The organism is Paraburkholderia sp. C35 (genome assembly GCF_003121405.1).
Taxonomy (GTDB): Bacteria; Pseudomonadota; Gammaproteobacteria; order Burkholderiales; family Burkholderiaceae; genus Paraburkholderia.
This window is the reverse complement of sequence record NZ_QBUY01000001.1, coordinates 153929-169214: the sequence shown is the minus strand read 5'-3', so window position 1 is coordinate 169214 and position 15286 is coordinate 153929. Positions and strand designations below refer to the sequence as shown.

Below are 15286 nucleotides of genomic sequence, written 5' to 3'. Positions count from 1 at the left end.
TGGGCCCGTTCAACACGCTTTCTTTCACAAGGTACCCATCATGCAATCTTCCAAGACGACAGTGTCTCTCTCGAATCCACATCCGGTTTTCGGCAGCACCGAGGTGTTCAGGACATTCAACTACGCGCCGGCCGTTGCGGCGGGCGGCTTGCTGTTCATTGCCGGCCAGATCGGCATACGCGCAGACGGCAGCGTGCCGGAGAGCGTGGAGGAACAGATCGATCTCGCATTTCAGAGGCTGGGCGCGATATTGCAGGCGGCGGGGCTAGGCTTCGAAGATCTCGTCGAGCTGGTCAGCTATCACGTGGATGTCGGGTCACAACTCGCGGCGTTCCGCGAGATCAAGGACCGCTACATCAAGGCGGACGCGCCGGCGTGGACCATCCTCGGCGTAGCGGCATTGGCCCGGCCGACGCTTGTGGTCGAAATCAAGGCAGTGGCCGCGACACGCGCTGCGTAACGGCCAGGACCGCGGCACCGGATATCGACCGAGCGTTTCCTCGTGCGTACCGGGCCGCTCTGGCAGACAGGACTCCCTTTACGCGAGCGACACATATCGCGTTTTACGATTTCGATTTGCCAATCGCTTCGTAGACCGTCTTTTCAGGCGCCCCTATCATAAGCCGACCTCAATTGGAGAGAGGCGATGATGCATCCGGCGACCCATCCTGTTTCCCGCTGTCGGCGCTGAGCCTGCGCGGCAGTCGTCCACACGCGGTACCCAGCGGCGCACACAGCCTCCCCGAGCATGACAAGCCCAGCAGGCGTGAATCGACACGCCTGCGTCGGCGCATGCTCCCCAACCCGACCATCCCATCGTGAGAATCCGAGCATGAGCCAGATCCTGTCCGCTATCCGGCGCGTTTACCACGCGCGAACCCGGGCGGCCCTCCGCGTCATCCTGCTGGCGTTCGCCGTGAACGCCACTTCGGCCTTCGCAGCCGACACCGAGACACTCAAGATCGGCACGGCAACCAGCCCGCAGATCGACGCATTGAAAATTGCGGCCCAGGAAGCGAAGCAGCAGGGACTGGACGTCAAGATCATCGAATTCACCGACTGGAATACGCCGAACGCCGCACTCGCCAACAAGGACATCGACGTCAATTACTTCCAGCACATTCCTTTCGTCGAAAACGCGAAGAAGCAGGGCGGCTACAACTTCGTGGCGATTGCGCCCGGCACGATCATGAAGATCGGTTTGTATTCGAAGAAGGTCACACGCTTTGAAGACCTGAAAGACGGCGCGACTGTCGCGATTGCGAACGACCCCGTCAACGGCGGACGGGGACTGTTGCTGCTGCAACGCGCGGGCCTTATCAAGCTGAAGCCGGGCGTCGATTACCGCGCGACCACGCTGGATATTGTCGACAACCCGAAGCATCTGAAGATCGTCGCGCTCGAAGCCTCGCAACTGGCTCGCTCGCTCGATGATGTCGATCTCGCGCAGGGCTATCCGAGCTTCATCAAGCTCGCAGGCACGGCAGACCCCAATAGCGCACTGCTGTTCGACGGCCTCGAAAACAAGAACTTCGCGATTCAATGGGTAGTGCGCCCGGAAAGCGTCAACGACCCGCGTATCCGCAAGTTCATTTCGATCTACCAGCATTCGCCCGCCGTGCGCGCGGCGCTCGACAAGGCGTTCGGCAACCTGTACGCGGTTGCCTGGTGAAGGCTGCGATGGCGTGAACGGACCGCCTGACAAGGAATCGACGACATGACCCATCTGTTCGACGCAGCGCATTTCATCGAGGACGCCGCCGCGCTCGCCGTCCGACCGGCGCCTGCTGAAGACACCGCGCCCGCCGTCGTGTTCGACGATGCCGGCAAGGTCTTCACGGGCGCACGTGGCGAGTCAGCCGTGGCGCTCGCGAACGTGCGATTGAATGTGCGCCGGGGCGAGATCTTCGGCATTATCGGACGCAGCGGCGCGGGCAAGTCGACCTTGCTGCGTCTTGTCAACGGACTCGAAAAGCCGACTTCGGGCGCGGTGCGCGTGAACGGCGTCAGCGTCGGCGAACTCGATGAACGTGGACTCGTCACGTTGCGACGGCGCATCGGTATGGTGTTCCAGCATTTCAATCTGTTGTCCGCGAAGACGGTGCACGACAACATCGCGCTGCCGCTGAAAATCGCGGGCGTGCCAAAGGCTGCAATCGAGAAGAAGGTGGCGGCGCTGCTCGAACTGGTCGGGCTGTCGGCCAAGCGCAATGCGTATCCGGCGAGTCTGTCGGGCGGGCAGAAGCAGCGCGTCGGCATTGCGCGCGCGCTGGTGCACGATCCCGACATTCTGCTGTGCGACGAAGCGACCTCCGCGCTCGATCCTGAAACGACGCAGTCCATTCTTGCGCTGCTGCGCGACATCAACCGGCGCCTTGGTCTCACGATCGTGCTCATCACGCACGAGATGGAAGTGATACGCGAAGTGTGCGATACCGTCGCCGTGATCGAGCAGGGTGCCGTGGTCGAAACCGGGCCTGTGTGGCGTGTGTTCGGTGCGCCCCAGCACGATGCGACCCGAGCGCTGTTGCGTACATTGGTACACGATCTTCCGGACGATCTTGCCGCACGACTGAAACCCGCGCGCGACGATGCCTTGCCGCACGGCGCGACCGATGTTCTGCTCGATGTCCGCTACACGGGCGCCGATGGGCACGACCCGGACCTCGCCGCGCTGAGCTCGGCGCTGGCCCTCGACGGCGGCCGCGTGAGCTTCGTGCACGGCGGCATCGACCGGATTCAGGGGCACGCGCAAGGCCGTCTGGTGGTGGCCGCACAACTGTCGAACAGCGCGCGCGAACCCGGCGCACTGGCCAGCCGTATTGCCGCATTGATCGAGCGCGCGCGGCGGCACGCGGATCACGTGGAGGTACTCGGCTATGTCTGAACTCTGGCTCTCGGAACTGACGGGCGCGATTCGCGACACCGTGCTGATGGTCGGCATATCGGCCATCGTCGCGTTGATCGTCGGCATTCCGCTTGCCCTCGTGCTCGTTACCACGACGCGCGGTGGCATCTACGAACGGCGTGCTGTGAACTCGACGCTTGGGGCGCTGGTCAACGCGTTTCGCTCCACGCCCTTCATCATTCTGCTCGTTGCGCTATTGCCGCTCACGCGTTTGCTGGTCGGCACGACGATAGGCGTGTGGGCCGCCATCGTGCCGCTTTCCATTGCGGCGATTCCGTTCTTCGCTCGCGTTGCGGAAGTGAGTCTGCGCGAGGTGGATCGCGGCCTGATCGAGGCCGCGCAGGCGATGGGCGCGCAGCGCCGTCACATCATCTGGCATGTGCTGTTGCCGGAAGCGTTGCCGGGCATTCTGGGCGGCTTCACGATCACGGTGGTGGCGATGATCGGCTCATCGGCGATGGCGGGCGCCGTCGGCGCGGGCGGCCTCGGCGATCTGGCCATACGTTACGGCTATCAGCGTTTCGACACGACTGTGATGGTGACGGTCATCATCTTGCTGATCGCAATTGTCACAGCCGTGCAGTTTGCGGGCGACCGGCTGGTTCGCCGTCTTTTGCAGCGCGCGTGACTTTGCCTTGATGCATCGAATCAGGATCGCGGCTATTCGCGAGCCTCGGCTATCTGCGCGTTAGCGCGCATCGAGCGTTCTAACGGGCGCGCATCTTCAACGACTGAGCGAACGACCCGCATCATCAGAGGCCATCTCTGATGGTGCTTTCGCGCGTGCGTCCCCCGAACAGATGAAATGCCGACAAGCAGGCAGGTGGATGTCGCACGTATCCATCGTTCACGAGCCAACTCACCACTATAGGAAATCCTGCGCGTCATCGTAAATGAGCTTTTCGACGAAGCTACGCACGCCGACACAGGACAGCGTGTGCAAATTCGTTCGTTGTCTGCAGTGATTCATTGATGCTCTCATGGCCGTCACTCGACAACCGACAACGGAGAACGTTATGAGCACGGTACTGGACCATCCGCAATCCCAGGCTGACGCGCATCAGGATCTGCACGTGCGCCGCTACAAGCCGCTGATCGGCGCATTGATCGACAACGTGGATCTGTCGCAACCGTTGAGCGAGTCGAACCGGCAAACACTGCGTCAGGCGCTGGTCGATCACGGCGTGATCTTTTTTCGTGAGCAGACGCTCACGCCCGAACAGCATGTGGCGCTGGCGCGTATCTTCGGCAATCCTATCCGCAAGAACATCTATCTGCCTGCCGTGGCGGGGTTTCCCGAGATCGAAGTCATCGCCCATAGCGACAGGACGCGCTCGGGCGGCACGGACAACTGGCACGTCGACGTTTCGTGGCAGCCTCAGCCGCCCAAGGCGACCGTCCTCCACGCCCAGGACATTCCAGAAGGGGGCGGCGGCGATACGATCTGGTCCTCGTCGGCGGCAGTCTACGACTTGCTGGATCCCGATCTGGCACGCTACTTCGAGAAGCTCACAGCCGTGAACACGTTCATCGCGTCGCCAAAGAAGGGCGCGTTGTCGGAACTGCTGAGCGGTTATGACGTGCCGGCAGGCACTCAGGAAGACAGCGTCGAGGCAGGCCTCGCACGGGTGCGCGATGCGGCGCAGAAGTATCCGCCCATTGAAGTGCCCGTCATCAAGACCCATCCCGAGAACGGCCGCAAGCTCGTGTTCGTCAACGAAGGTCATACGAGTCATCTGCTCGGTGTGTCGAAGACGGCGAGCCAGAGTCTGCTCAACTATCTGTACGACCTGATCAAGACGCCCGAAGTGCAGGCGCGTTTCGAATGGCGCAAGGGCGATGTCGCGATCTGGGACAACCGGCAGGTGCAGCACTACGCGGCGCGCGACTACGGCTCGGCGAACCGGCGCATCCATCGCATCACGCTGGAGCACGACGGCGTGTTCTGAAGCAAGCCGTCAGATCGCTCGAACCATCCTCTCGCACTTTCACCACGGAACCTGTTCAATGAAGCGTCGTGTCTTTGATGCCGGACGCCGCCTGGTGGCGCTCGTCGCTGCCAGCGTGATCGCAGTTGTCGCGTCTGCAGTTGTTGTGTCCATTCCCGCACGTGCGCAGACGCCCGAAAAGCTGGAGCTGCGCTATCAGGGCTGGGCCAGCAAGGTGCTGTATCCCGAACTGGCCGAAGATCTCGGTTACCTCGCGCCGATCAGGCTGAAGTGGGTTGGCAACACGATCAGCGGCCCGCAGGACATTCAGGCGGCTGTCACGGGCGATGTCGATTACGGCGGCGCGTTCAACGGCTCGATCGTGAAACTCGTGGCTGCGCACGCACCCGTGAAGGCGGTGATCTCCTACGTCGGAACGGACAAGGAAACCAACGGCGGCCTGTTCGTCTTGCAGGACAGCCCCATCAAAGGCGCGCGTGATCTGATCGGGCGCAAGATCGGCGTGAATACGCCGGGTGCGTACGAGCAGTATATGGTGACGGCCTATCTGCAGAAATCGGGCTTGTCCAAAGAGGACATCGAGAAAGTCGTATTCGTCGCGGCGCCGCCTGTGAATCTTGCGCAATTGCTCAAGCAGAAGCAACTCGATGCCGTGTTCCTCGAAGACATCATCAAGGACAAGCTGCTTGCCGACGGCGGCGCAAGGCTGCTCACCACCGACTATCAGCTGCTTGGCTCGTTCGGCTATGCGAGCTACCTGTTCACCGACAAGTTCATCGCGGAGAACCCGAACACGGTGCGCAAGTTCGTCGACGGCACGGCGCGCGCGATCGAGTGGGCGCGCAATACGCCGCGCGCCGAGGTCGTTGCGAGACAGAAAAAGATCGTCGAGGCGCGTCATCGCAACGAGGACACCTCGATCGTCAACTACTGGAAGTCGGCAGGTGTGGGCGGCAAGGGCGGTCGGATTGCAGCCGAAGACTTCACTACCTATATCCACTGGTACGTCAACAATGGTGTGCTCAAACCGGGGCAGGTGAAGCCAGGCGCCGTCTATTCGAACGAATTCAATCCGTTCAATCAGTCGGTGGCGAGCAAGTAAGCCATTGGCGTATCAACGGGAGGCAGTATGAGTGCGTCGATTAGCGTGCGTAACGTCGGCAAGAGTTTTCATCTGAACCGGCGCGGCTATTTCGTGGTGCTGGATGATGTGTCATTCGATGTCGCGCCAGGTGAATTCGTCGCGCTGGTCGGACCGAGCGGATGCGGCAAGACAACCTTGCTCGATCTGATCGGCGGCCTGACGAAGCCCGACCGTGGACAGATCCTGGTAGGCGGGCGCGAGATCGACGGGCCGGGTCTCGATCGCGGCATCGTGTTCCAGCAATACGCGCTCTTTCCGTGGAAGACGGCGCTCGGCAACATCGAGTTCGGACTGGAAGCGAAGGGCGTCGATAAACGCGAGCGTCGCGCAACGGCGCAGCGCTTTCTCGATCTCGTCGGCCTGGGCGCGTTCGCCGGTCATTACCCTCATCAGCTGTCGGGCGGGATGAAACAGCGCGTGGCGATTGCCCGCGCGTTGTCGTACGAGCCGGACGTGCTGCTGATGGACGAACCATTCGCCGCGCTCGACGCGCAAACGCGCGAAGCCTTGCAGGACGAGTTGCTGCGCATCTGGCAACGCACGGGCACGACGGTGGTGTTCATCACCCATTCCATCGATGAAGCCATCTATCTTGGCCAGCGGGTGCTCGTCATGGCGGCGGCGCCAGGGCGCATCACGCACGCGCTGCCGGTGAATGTGCCTCGCGACGATCTCTCGGAAGACGTGCGTGCCACGCCGGAATTCGTGCGGTTGCGTCACGAGATCTGGCAACTGATCCGCCAGCGCCGCAGCGGGCCGCATCTGCAGGTCGCGCACGCGGCCTGAGCGTGATCCGGACAGGAGGAATCAGCATGAGCACGTTGTCGGTCGAGTCGAAGCACGGCAGCGCGTGGCGTGCGATCCGCGAATACGTATTGACGGCGGCGCCTCGCGTGTTGCGTGGAAGTATCGCTATCGTTGCTTTCGTTGCGCTGTGGGAAGTGTTGCCGCGCGCCGGTTGGGTCGACTCGACCTTCCTGCCGCCGTTTTCGACGGTGCTGCGCGCGTTGTTCGACATGGCCGTGTCGGGCGAACTGGGCCAGCATCTGCTTGCCAGCGCGGCGCGTGCGGCAGCCGGGTTCGCGATCGCCGTGGCAGTCGGCGTGCCGCTGGGGCTCTTTATCGGCTGGTATCGCACGCTTGCCGACGTGTTGAACCCGTTGCTGGAACTCTTTCGCAACACCGCGCCGCTCGCGCTGCTGCCTGTGTTCGTGCTCGTGCTGGGCATGGGCGAGACGTCGAAGGTTTCGATGGTGATCTACTCGTGCATCTGGCCCGTGCTGCTCAATACCGTCACGGGCGTGCGCAATGTCGATCCATTGCTGATCCGTTCCGCACGCTCGATGGGGCTCAGGCCCGTACAACTGTTCGTCAAGGTCGTGCTGCCCGCTTCTGTGCCGTCGGTGTTCACGGGCATCCGTGTGGCGGGCGCGTATTCGATTCTCGTGCTGATCGCAGCGGAAATGGTGGGCGCGAAAGCAGGGCTGGGTTATCTCGTCAACTACTCGCAGTTCACCTTCGAAATCCCCAAGATGTACGCGGGCATCGTCACGCTGGCATTGCTGGGGCTGGCGTTCAATCAGGCCGTGGTGGTGGCCGAACGGCGTCTGACGGCATGGAAGGGCGAAGGCTGATGAGCTGTCTTCCAATGATGTTCTCCAGGACACGGACATACGGATGAGCGAATTAGCGGCAAGCAGAGGTCTCGAGCGCGTGGCAGCAGCCGACGCGCAGGCATGGCATGACGCAGACGTGCTGGTGATAGGCGGCGGGCCGGCCGGCACGTGGGCGGCCATCAGCGCGGCCGCGAAGGGTGCGAAGGTCATCCTCGCGGACAAGGGCTTTTGTGGCACCTCGGGCGCTACGGCACCCTCGGGGACGGGCGTCTGGCACGTCGCGCCCGATGCAGCCGAGCGCTCGCGCGCCAAGGCGAGCCGCTATGCGCTCGGCGGCGAACTGGCCGAGCACGCATGGATGGACCGCGTACTCGAACAGACGTGGATCAACAGCGAGCAACTCGCGCAATGGGGCTATCCGTTTCCCATCGATGAAACCGGCGTCGAGCGGCGCAATTCGCTGCAAGGACCGGAGTACATGCGGCTGATGCGCAAGCACGTCAAGCAGGCGGGCGTGCGTATTCTCGATCACAGTCCGGCGCTCGAACTGCTCGTCGACGAGCAGGGCGTCGTCGCGGGCGCGGCGGGCGTGTACCGGCAATCGGACGAAACATGGATCGTGAAGGCGGGCAGCGTGGTCATCGCCACGGGCGGCTGTGCGTTCCTGAGCAATGCGCTTGGCTGCAACGTGCTGACGGGCGATGGCCAGTTGATGGCTGCGGAAGCGGGCGCGTCCCTTTCAGGCATGGAATTCTCGAATGCCTACGGCCTTGGGCCCGCGTTCGCTTCGGTGACGAAATCGTTGTTTTACAACTGGGCCACGTTCTATGACCGTGAAGGCTCGGTGATCGAAGGGGCGGGCTCGTCGCGCGGCCGTGGTGTGATCGCGAAGACGCTGGAGACGCAGCCCGTCTATGCGTGCCTCGACCGCGCCGACGAAGCGATTCGCACATGGATGCGCAGCGCGCAGCCGAACTTCTTTCTGCCGTTCGACCGGCGCGGCATCGATCCCTTCACGCAGCACTTTCCCGTCACGCTGCGGCTGGAGGGGACGGTGCGCGGCACGGGCGGTTTGCATCTGGTCGACGAGACGTGTGCGACTTCGGTGGAAGGCCTATACGCAGCCGGCGATGCGGCGACCCGCGAACTGATCTGCGGCGGCTTCACGGGCGGCGGCAGCCACAATGCGGCGTGGGCGATGTCGTCGGGGTTCTGGGCGGGCGCGGGTGCCGCAGATCATGCGCGTTCGTCGCGACGCACGCGAGGCGCGCGCACGCTGCTGCACGCGGGCCGTGTCGCATTGCGCGATGGCGGGGGCGTAGCTCCCGTCGATAGCGAGGCTGTCATCCGCGCAGTACAGCAGGAAGTATTTCCGACCCAGCGCAACTGGACGCGCAGCAGTGATCTGCTCGACGATTCGCTGAGCCGTCTCGACGCGCTCTGGCTGCATTTGCGTCATGCGGGCGCACCGCGCGATGTACGGCAGGGCGTGCGCGCCCGCGAAGCGGCCGCGATGCTCGCCACTTCGCGCTGGATGTACCGCAGCGCATTGCAGCGCAATGAAACGCGCGGCATGCATCGGCGGCACGAATATGCGGCAAGCGATCCCGGTCAGCGTCACCGGCTGTTAAGCGGCGGCCTCGACGAAGTGTGGGTCGAACGTGTCAAGGTGAAAGGAGACGTGGCACAAGTCGAAGGAGTGGCGGCATGATCGAGATCGTCGATACGTCCCGCGGCACCGGCTGCAACATCTGCGTGCGCGCCTGTCCCACCAATGTGTTCGATGCCGTGCCTGAAGGCGTGCCAACGATCGCGCGGCAGGAAGACTGTCAAACCTGCTTCATGTGCGAACTCTATTGTCCGGAAGATGCACTGTTCGTCGCGCCCGAGACTGCACAAAGCCTCGACCTCGCTGTCGATTCCGCATTGATGGGCAGCTATCGCCGGGCAGTTGGCTGGGGACGCGACAGGCGTTCGACCGCGAGCGACGACGCCAGCTTCGAACTGCTCAGCCGCGCGCATTGATAACCTCGTAGCCGCGATTCTTTTTTTGCCGCTCTCAAACGCAAACGCCGCGCACATCTCATCGATGTGCGCGGCGTTCTTATGCTGACGCTTCACAGCGCCAGCGAATCCACTCAATCGTGCATTAGAAGTCGAAGCCAGGACCACCCGCGCCCGGACCGCCCGGCGCAGCAGCAGGCGCTGCATCCTTGGGTGCTTCATGCACGGTGGCGTCCGTCGTCAGCAACAGGCTGGCCACGGATGCCGCGTTTTGCAGCGCGGTACGCGTGACCTTGGTCGGATCGACGACACCTGTTTCGACGAGATCGCCGTACTGACCCGTGGCGGCGTTGTAGCCATAGTTGCCCGAACCTTCCGCGACCTTGGCGACGATCACGCTCGCTTCCTCGCCTGCATTCGCGACGATCTGGCGCAGCGGCTCTTCGAGCGCACGGCGCACGATGTTGATGCCGGCGTTCTGATCGGCATTCGCGCCCTTCAGTTCGGCGATCGCCTGCTTGACACGGATCAGCGCCACGCCGCCGCCCGGCACGATGCCTTCTTCGACGGCCGCACGCGTTGCGTGCAGCGCATCGTCGACGCGGTCCTTCTTCTCTTTCACTTCGATCTCGGTCGCGCCGCCTACCTTGATGACGGCCACACCGCCAGCGAGTTTCGCCACGCGTTCCTGCAGCTTCTCGCGATCGTAGTCCGATGTTGCCTCGGCGATCTGCGCGCGAATCTGCTTCACGCGTGCCTCGATGTTGACCTTCTCGCCCGCGCCGTCGATAACCGTGGTGTTCTCCTTGCCGACCTCGATGCGCTTGGCCTGGCCGAGCTCCGCGAGCGTCGCCTTTTCGAGCGTCAAGCCGGTTTCTTCGGCGATCACCTGGCCGCCCGTCAGAATGGCGATGTCTTCGAGCAGTGCCTTGCGACGGTCGCCAAAACCCGGTGCCTTCACGGCCACTGTCTTCAGGATGCCGCGAATATTGTTCACGACCAGCGTCGCAAGCGCTTCGCCTTCCACGTCTTCCGCGATGATCAGCAGCGGGCGTCCCGACTTCGCCACCTGTTCGAGCACGGGCAGCAGATCGCGGATGTTCGAGACCTTCTTGTCGTGCAGCAGGATGAACGGCTCTTCGAGCACGGAGAGCTGGCGATCCTGATTGTTGATGAAGTACGGCGACAGATAACCGCGATCGAATTGCAGGCCTTCGACCACGTCGAGTTCATCGGCCAGCGACTTGCCGTCTTCGACGGTAATCACGCCTTCCTTGCCGACGCGGTCGATAGCCTCCGCAATGCGTTGACCGATCGATTCTTCACCGTTGGCCGAGACGGTCGCAACCTGTGCAATCTCCTTGCTGGTGGTGGTCGGCTTGCTGATCTTCGCGAGTTCTTCGACGGCGGCGATCACCGCCTTGTCGATGCCGCGCTTCAGATCGAGCGGATTGAGACCCGCCGCGACGTATTTCTGGCCTTCGCGCACGATGGCCTGTGCGAGCACAGTGGCCGTTGTCGTGCCGTCACCGGCGGCATCGCTGGTTTTCGACGCGACTTCCTTGACGAGTTGCGCGCCGATGTTCTGCAGCTTGTCCGCAAGCTCGATTTCCTTCGCCACCGACACACCGTCCTTCGTCACGATGGGACTGCCGAAACTCCGTTCGAGCACGACGTTACGGCCTTTCGGGCCGAGCGTGACCTTCACCGCATTGGCGAGCAGGTTGACGCCTTCTACCAGTTTCGAGCGTGCGTGATCGCTGAAAGCGACTTCTTTGGCTGCCATGATTGCATTCTCCTCAGGATTGAACGACCGCGACGATATCTTCTTCGCGCAGCACCAGCAGTTCGTTGCCGTCGACCTTTACCGACTGGCCCGAGTACTTGCCGAACAGCACGCGCTCGCCGACCTTCAGGTCGGGTTCGATACGCTTGCCGTCGTCGCCGCGACGGCCCGGCCCGACGGCGACGATTTCGCCCTGATCCGGCTTTTCGGCGGCACTGTCGGGAATCACGATGCCCGATGCAGTACGGGTTTCCTGATCGAGACGCTTCACGATCACGCGATCATGTAACGGACGCAAACTCATCTGTTTCTTCCTTCAAGGCATAAAGAAATGGGAATCTCGCTGGCACTCTCATGCGGCGAGTGCTGACTGAGAGCCGAGTATAAAAAGCGCTCTGTGCGCACTCCAATAATCGTTTTGCAGAAACTTAACCGGACGCACGAGATTAGCAATGCACGTAGCGGCCTAAAGACGTCGAGCCGCGCTACACGGTTTGGCGCATATCGTTATCGGCTTTTGTTGGTTGCAGCGCCGTGTTGGCGGCGCTTAGTCTGGAGGGCTGTTAACCTGTCCGGAGACTGTCGATGAGTACGATTCCCGCCGCCCCGCACGACGCCGCCAGCGGCGCCGACGACGCGGAACTCGACGCGCGCTTTGCGCCCGTATTCGAGCGGATTGCTGCCGGTAGTATCGAGCGCGAGCAGAATCGGGAACTCGCCTACGATGCCGTGCGCTGGCTGAAAGAAGCGGGATTTACCGCGTTGCGCGTGCCGCAGCGTTACGGCGGCAGCGGCGTGAGCCTGCCGCAGTTCTTTCGCCTGTTGACGCGTCTGGGTGAAGCCGATTCGAATCTGCCGCAGATCTTGCGACTGAATTCGGGCTTTATCGAAAGCCGGCTCGAAAGCGATGACGAAGCACTGCGCGAGCGCTGGCTGCCGAAGATCGCCGCGGGCGAAACCGTCGGTGCGGCGATCTCCGAGCGTACGGGCAGCACGCACAACACCGTGACACTGGTAGCCGACACAGGCGGCAACGGCTGGTGGCTAAACGGCGAAAAGTACTACAGCACGGGCACGCTCTACGCGGACTGGATCGACGTTGCCGCGCACGATGGCACCGACGACGTGCGCGTGGTGGTGCGCGCGGACGCACCGGGTGTCGTGCGCATCGACGATTGGGACGGCTTTGGCCAGCGTCTGACGGCGAGCGGCACGACGCGTTTCGAGTCCGTGCATGTGACAGACGATCAACTGCTGGTGCGCTACAAGGCGTCGGAGCCGCGACGCAATACTTCATTGACGGCGTTCTATCAGACCGTCCATCTCGCGACGCTGACCGGCATTGCGCGCGCCGTGCTGCGTGATGGCGTGGCCTTCGCGCAGGCGCACACGCGCACGTTCGGCGTGCCTGGCCGCTCCAGTCCGCGTGACAATCCGCTCGTGCATCGTGTCATTGGGCGTCTCGCCAGTCTCGCGTATTCGGCGGAGAGCATCACGGCATCCGTCGCACGTTCGCTGGAAAGCGCGTATCAGGCGCGACTCGCGGGCCGCGCGACGAAGGAAACCTATATCGCGCTCGATATCGAAGCGTACCAGGCGCAACAGATCGTGATCGAGCAGGTGCTGGAAGCGGCAACGCTGGTGTTCGAAGTGGGCGGCGCGTCAGCAACCAGTGAGACACGACGGCTCGACCGTCACTGGCGCAATGCGCGCGTGCTGGCTTCGCATAATCCTGCGATCCAGCGTGAAGCGGCCGTGGGCAATTACCATCTGAACGGCACGCCTTCCAATGAACGCTTCAGCCTCGCGCATTCGCGCAGTGAACTGGAGCGCGCAGAAACCGGTCAAGCGGTTGCTGTCAACGGATAACGCGGATTGAACCGTGAGAAGGCGCATCTCGTCGAGATGCGCCTTGCCGCACAGATGACGGCGCTTAGAACGTGAACTGTCCTTCAGCAGCAAACGCCGCCAGCGGATTGCGCGGACTCGGCGACTCGCGCTTCTGCAACCCTTCAGGCAACGACGACTTGTCGCCCGCACGGCCGATAGCGATGGCGGCTTCGACGGCGTAATCATCGGGGATGGCGAGTTCCGCGCGGATCTGCTCGCGTTCGATACCCGCTAGACCGTGCGCCTTCCAGCCGGACAAGCTCGCCTGCAGCGCGAAATAGCCCCATGCAGCGCCCGTATCGAACGAATGCGTGGCCAGCGCGACCGGGTCGGCTGCCCCTGGCGGCGTGAACGAGCGCTTCGACAGCACGATCAGAATGGCGGCTGCATGTTGCGCCCAGCCGCGATTGAATTCGTTGAGAAAGCCCAGAAAGCGGTCCCAGTGGGCCGTGCCGCGACGCGCATAGACAAAGCGCCACGGCTGCGAGTTGTACGAAGAAGGCGCCCAGCGCGCTGCTTCGAGGAAGGTCAGCAGCGAGGCTTCTGGAATCTCGTCCGGCGCGAAAGCGCGCGGCGACCAGCGCTCGAGAAACTGCCGGTCGATGGGATGTTCGGCGGTGCGTGAATTCGATGTGGTCATGGTCGTGAGCATGAAGGGTAATCCGACCCACGACGTTAAGTGGCGACAGGCACGAATCCAAACAATGTTTGTGCATATCCTAAGCAGTGTCGCGCATATTTGCGCAGCCGGGCCGCGCAGCTTCGACCGGCCGGCTCATACATCGTCCACGCGTTGCAAAGCATTGCACAAATGCTTGTTTGTGCAATGCCACCTCACTGACTAGATTCAACTGATATTGCCACTAGCAGGAGGGCGCATCATGTCGATGAGCCTCGCATCGTTTTACCGTCTGGCCGTGCTTCATCCGTTCGAGTTCGTGCGTCAGCGCGCGCAGGCGCGGCCTGTGCCGTCTGTGCCGGAGCACACGTGCAACGACGATCCGGAGCGCCTCGAACGCATCGCCCGCTACGCGCGCGCCGGCTATTTCAACATCACAGTCACATCGGATTCGTGTCAGATCATCGGTGAAATAGCGCCGGACTGATTCGTTCACGCGCAGGCATGGAGCGTAAGCAATGAGCGATGTCGTCATTGAACAGCCGGCCGTCGTCGAGGCCGCCTTGAACTATCTCGTCCCGACGGGAGAAAAGCCCGCTACGTACGCTTATGAGCCGCCTGCCGGCGTGCCGCAGCGCAGTGGCGTGTATCGGACCCAGCGGGTGAATATCGTCAATGCGCGCGTTTCGCCGCCGCCAGGCGGCTTATCGCTGGACCGCAACGGTTTCGAGTTGCGGCAGCACGCGAGCACGCTCAGCGATTTCTCGGACCCTGCCGCGATAGAACGCATCTATTATCCGGAGTCGGAAGCGTTGCTCAGACGCTGGACGGGCGCGAAGCGCGCCGTCATCTTCGATCACACACTGCGCGACGGCCGTGCGGCGCGTCCAGGCAACGTGCGCGAGCCGGTCAAGTTCATTCACAACGACCAGACCTTTGTGTCGGGTCCGCGCCGCGTGCGCGATCATTTGCCGCCGCACGAAGTGGACGCGCTGCTCAAGGGCAGGGTGGCAATCGTCAATCTTTGGCGTCCCATCGGATGGACGGTCGAATCGTCGCCGCTGGCGTTGTGCGATGCGCGCAGTATCGCGCCGACCGATCTCGTGCCGTCGGATCTGATCTATCAGGACAAGGTCGGCGAGACCTATGCGTTCGTGTACAACCCGAAGCATCACTGGTATTACTTCCCGCTGATGACGCCGGACGAAGTGCTGCTGCTGAAAATCTACGATTCCGCCGGCGACGACATCGCGCGGCTGACGGCGCATACGGCATTCGATGATCCGTCGTCACCGCCGGATGCCAGGCCGCGTCGGAGTATCGAACTGCGCACGCTATTGTTTTTCTGACGCTTGCCGGAGCGTGCACGG

Annotated in this window: 15 protein-coding genes and 1 pseudogene; 13 read left to right on the top strand and 3 right to left on the bottom strand. The window is 62.6% G+C overall.

Annotated elements, in window-relative coordinates; genetic code table 11:
- The first annotated feature begins 40 nt into the window (after positions 1–40).
- From DK391_RS00760 to DK391_RS00715, 10 genes and pseudogenes are all read left to right on the top strand, one after another.
- Positions 41–460 carry a RidA family protein gene (locus DK391_RS00760; RefSeq protein ID WP_109476066.1) on the top strand — a complete coding sequence of 140 codons (420 nt, stop codon included), beginning with the start codon at positions 41–43 and terminating at the stop codon, positions 458–460.
- 480 nt (positions 461–940) lie between these two features.
- Positions 941–1672, top strand: a pseudogene (locus tag DK391_RS00755) (MetQ/NlpA family ABC transporter substrate-binding protein); the annotation flags it as partial.
- A gap of 45 nt (positions 1673–1717) precedes the next feature.
- On the top strand, positions 1718–2887 hold the full coding sequence (locus DK391_RS00750) for an ATP-binding cassette domain-containing protein (RefSeq protein ID WP_109476064.1): 1170 nt from the start codon (positions 1718–1720) through the stop codon (positions 2885–2887).
- On the top strand, positions 2880–3536 hold the full coding sequence (locus tag DK391_RS00745; protein WP_109476063.1) for a methionine ABC transporter permease: 657 nt from the start codon (positions 2880–2882) through the stop codon (positions 3534–3536). The genes DK391_RS00750 and DK391_RS00745 overlap by 8 nt, the downstream gene beginning before the upstream one ends.
- Positions 3537–3924: 388 nt before the next feature.
- A complete protein-coding gene (locus DK391_RS00740) occupies positions 3925–4857 on the top strand; it encodes a TauD/TfdA family dioxygenase (RefSeq protein WP_109476062.1) in 933 nt (310 codons plus the stop codon).
- A gap of 58 nt (positions 4858–4915) precedes the next feature.
- The gene (locus DK391_RS00735; protein WP_109476061.1) at positions 4916–5959 is read left to right on the top strand and encodes an ABC transporter substrate-binding protein; all 1044 of its coding nucleotides are present in this window, start codon (positions 4916–4918) and stop codon (positions 5957–5959) included.
- 27 nt (positions 5960–5986) lie between these two features.
- Positions 5987–6787, top strand: a complete 801-nt coding sequence (locus DK391_RS00730) for an ABC transporter ATP-binding protein (RefSeq protein WP_035994691.1) — start codon at positions 5987–5989, stop codon at positions 6785–6787.
- A gap of 26 nt (positions 6788–6813) precedes the next feature.
- Entirely contained in the window at positions 6814–7635 is an 822-nt protein-coding gene (locus tag DK391_RS00725) for an ABC transporter permease (RefSeq protein ID WP_035994688.1), read from the top strand.
- Between the two features lie 43 nt (positions 7636–7678).
- The gene (locus DK391_RS00720; RefSeq protein WP_109476060.1) at positions 7679–9328 is read left to right on the top strand and encodes an FAD-binding protein; all 1650 of its coding nucleotides are present in this window, start codon (positions 7679–7681) and stop codon (positions 9326–9328) included.
- Positions 9325–9642, top strand: coding sequence for a ferredoxin family protein (locus tag DK391_RS00715; RefSeq protein WP_109476059.1), 318 nt, complete (start codon positions 9325–9327; stop codon positions 9640–9642). The genes DK391_RS00720 and DK391_RS00715 overlap by 4 nt, the downstream gene beginning before the upstream one ends.
- A 124-nt stretch (positions 9643–9766) precedes the next feature.
- Here the strand turns inward: DK391_RS00715 and groL are convergent, their stop codons facing one another.
- Complete coding sequence (gene groL, locus DK391_RS00710; RefSeq protein WP_109476058.1) at positions 9767–11407, bottom strand: chaperonin GroEL; 1641 nt, start codon at positions 11405–11407, stop codon at positions 9767–9769.
- 13 nt (positions 11408–11420) lie between these two features.
- The gene (gene groES, locus DK391_RS00705; protein ID WP_035994677.1) at positions 11421–11711 is read right to left on the bottom strand and encodes a co-chaperone GroES; all 291 of its coding nucleotides are present in this window, start codon (positions 11709–11711) and stop codon (positions 11421–11423) included.
- 281 nt (positions 11712–11992) lie between these two features.
- Between groES and DK391_RS00700 the strand changes: the two genes are divergently transcribed.
- Positions 11993–13276 (top strand): acyl-CoA dehydrogenase family protein, encoded by a 1284-nt coding sequence (locus DK391_RS00700; protein WP_109476057.1) that lies wholly within the window; start codon positions 11993–11995, stop codon positions 13274–13276.
- Between the two features lie 64 nt (positions 13277–13340).
- Here the strand turns inward: DK391_RS00700 and DK391_RS00695 are convergent, their stop codons facing one another.
- Positions 13341–13937 carry a nitroreductase family protein gene (locus tag DK391_RS00695; protein ID WP_109476160.1) on the bottom strand — a complete coding sequence of 199 codons (597 nt, stop codon included), beginning with the start codon at positions 13935–13937 and terminating at the stop codon, positions 13341–13343.
- Between the two features lie 241 nt (positions 13938–14178).
- Here DK391_RS00695 and DK391_RS00690 point away from each other — a divergent pair, with 241 nt between their 5' ends.
- Both DK391_RS00690 and DK391_RS00685 read left to right on the top strand, forming a co-directional pair.
- Positions 14179–14403 (top strand): hypothetical protein, encoded by a 225-nt coding sequence (locus DK391_RS00690; RefSeq protein WP_109476056.1) that lies wholly within the window; start codon positions 14179–14181, stop codon positions 14401–14403.
- 31 nt (positions 14404–14434) lie between these two features.
- Positions 14435–15265: a CmcJ/NvfI family oxidoreductase gene (locus DK391_RS00685; protein WP_109476055.1), complete on the top strand. Its 831-nt coding sequence runs from the start codon at positions 14435–14437 to the stop codon at positions 15263–15265.
- The last annotated feature ends 21 nt before the right edge of the window (positions 15266–15286 follow it).

What these genes read in the sequence shown, in the direction of transcription:
- groES (WP_035994677.1), bottom strand. Translation starts at nt 11,711, where the DNA reads ATGAGTTTGCGTCCGTTACATGATCGCGTGATCGTGAAGCGTCTCGAT.
- DK391_RS00700 (WP_109476057.1), top strand. Translation starts at nt 11,993, where the DNA reads ATGAGTACGATTCCCGCCGCCCCGCACGACGCCGCCAGCGGCGCCGAC.
- DK391_RS00690 (WP_109476056.1), top strand. Translation starts at nt 14,179, where the DNA reads ATGTCGATGAGCCTCGCATCGTTTTACCGTCTGGCCGTGCTTCATCCG.
- DK391_RS00760 (WP_109476066.1), top strand. Translation starts at nt 41, where the DNA reads ATGCAATCTTCCAAGACGACAGTGTCTCTCTCGAATCCACATCCGGTT.
- DK391_RS00715 (WP_109476059.1), top strand. Translation starts at nt 9,325, where the DNA reads ATGATCGAGATCGTCGATACGTCCCGCGGCACCGGCTGCAACATCTGC.
- DK391_RS00730 (WP_035994691.1), top strand. Translation starts at nt 5,987, where the DNA reads ATGAGTGCGTCGATTAGCGTGCGTAACGTCGGCAAGAGTTTTCATCTG.
- DK391_RS00750 (WP_109476064.1), top strand. Translation starts at nt 1,718, where the DNA reads ATGACCCATCTGTTCGACGCAGCGCATTTCATCGAGGACGCCGCCGCG.
- DK391_RS00720 (WP_109476060.1), top strand. Translation starts at nt 7,679, where the DNA reads ATGAGCGAATTAGCGGCAAGCAGAGGTCTCGAGCGCGTGGCAGCAGCC.
- DK391_RS00745 (WP_109476063.1), top strand. Translation starts at nt 2,880, where the DNA reads ATGTCTGAACTCTGGCTCTCGGAACTGACGGGCGCGATTCGCGACACC.
- DK391_RS00735 (WP_109476061.1), top strand. Translation starts at nt 4,916, where the DNA reads ATGAAGCGTCGTGTCTTTGATGCCGGACGCCGCCTGGTGGCGCTCGTC.
- DK391_RS00725 (WP_035994688.1), top strand. Translation starts at nt 6,814, where the DNA reads ATGAGCACGTTGTCGGTCGAGTCGAAGCACGGCAGCGCGTGGCGTGCG.
- groL (WP_109476058.1), bottom strand. Translation starts at nt 11,407, where the DNA reads ATGGCAGCCAAAGAAGTCGCTTTCAGCGATCACGCACGCTCGAAACTG.
- DK391_RS00740 (WP_109476062.1), top strand. Translation starts at nt 3,925, where the DNA reads ATGAGCACGGTACTGGACCATCCGCAATCCCAGGCTGACGCGCATCAG.
- DK391_RS00685 (WP_109476055.1), top strand. Translation starts at nt 14,435, where the DNA reads ATGAGCGATGTCGTCATTGAACAGCCGGCCGTCGTCGAGGCCGCCTTG.
- DK391_RS00695 (WP_109476160.1), bottom strand. Translation starts at nt 13,937, where the DNA reads ATGACCACATCGAATTCACGCACCGCCGAACATCCCATCGACCGGCAG.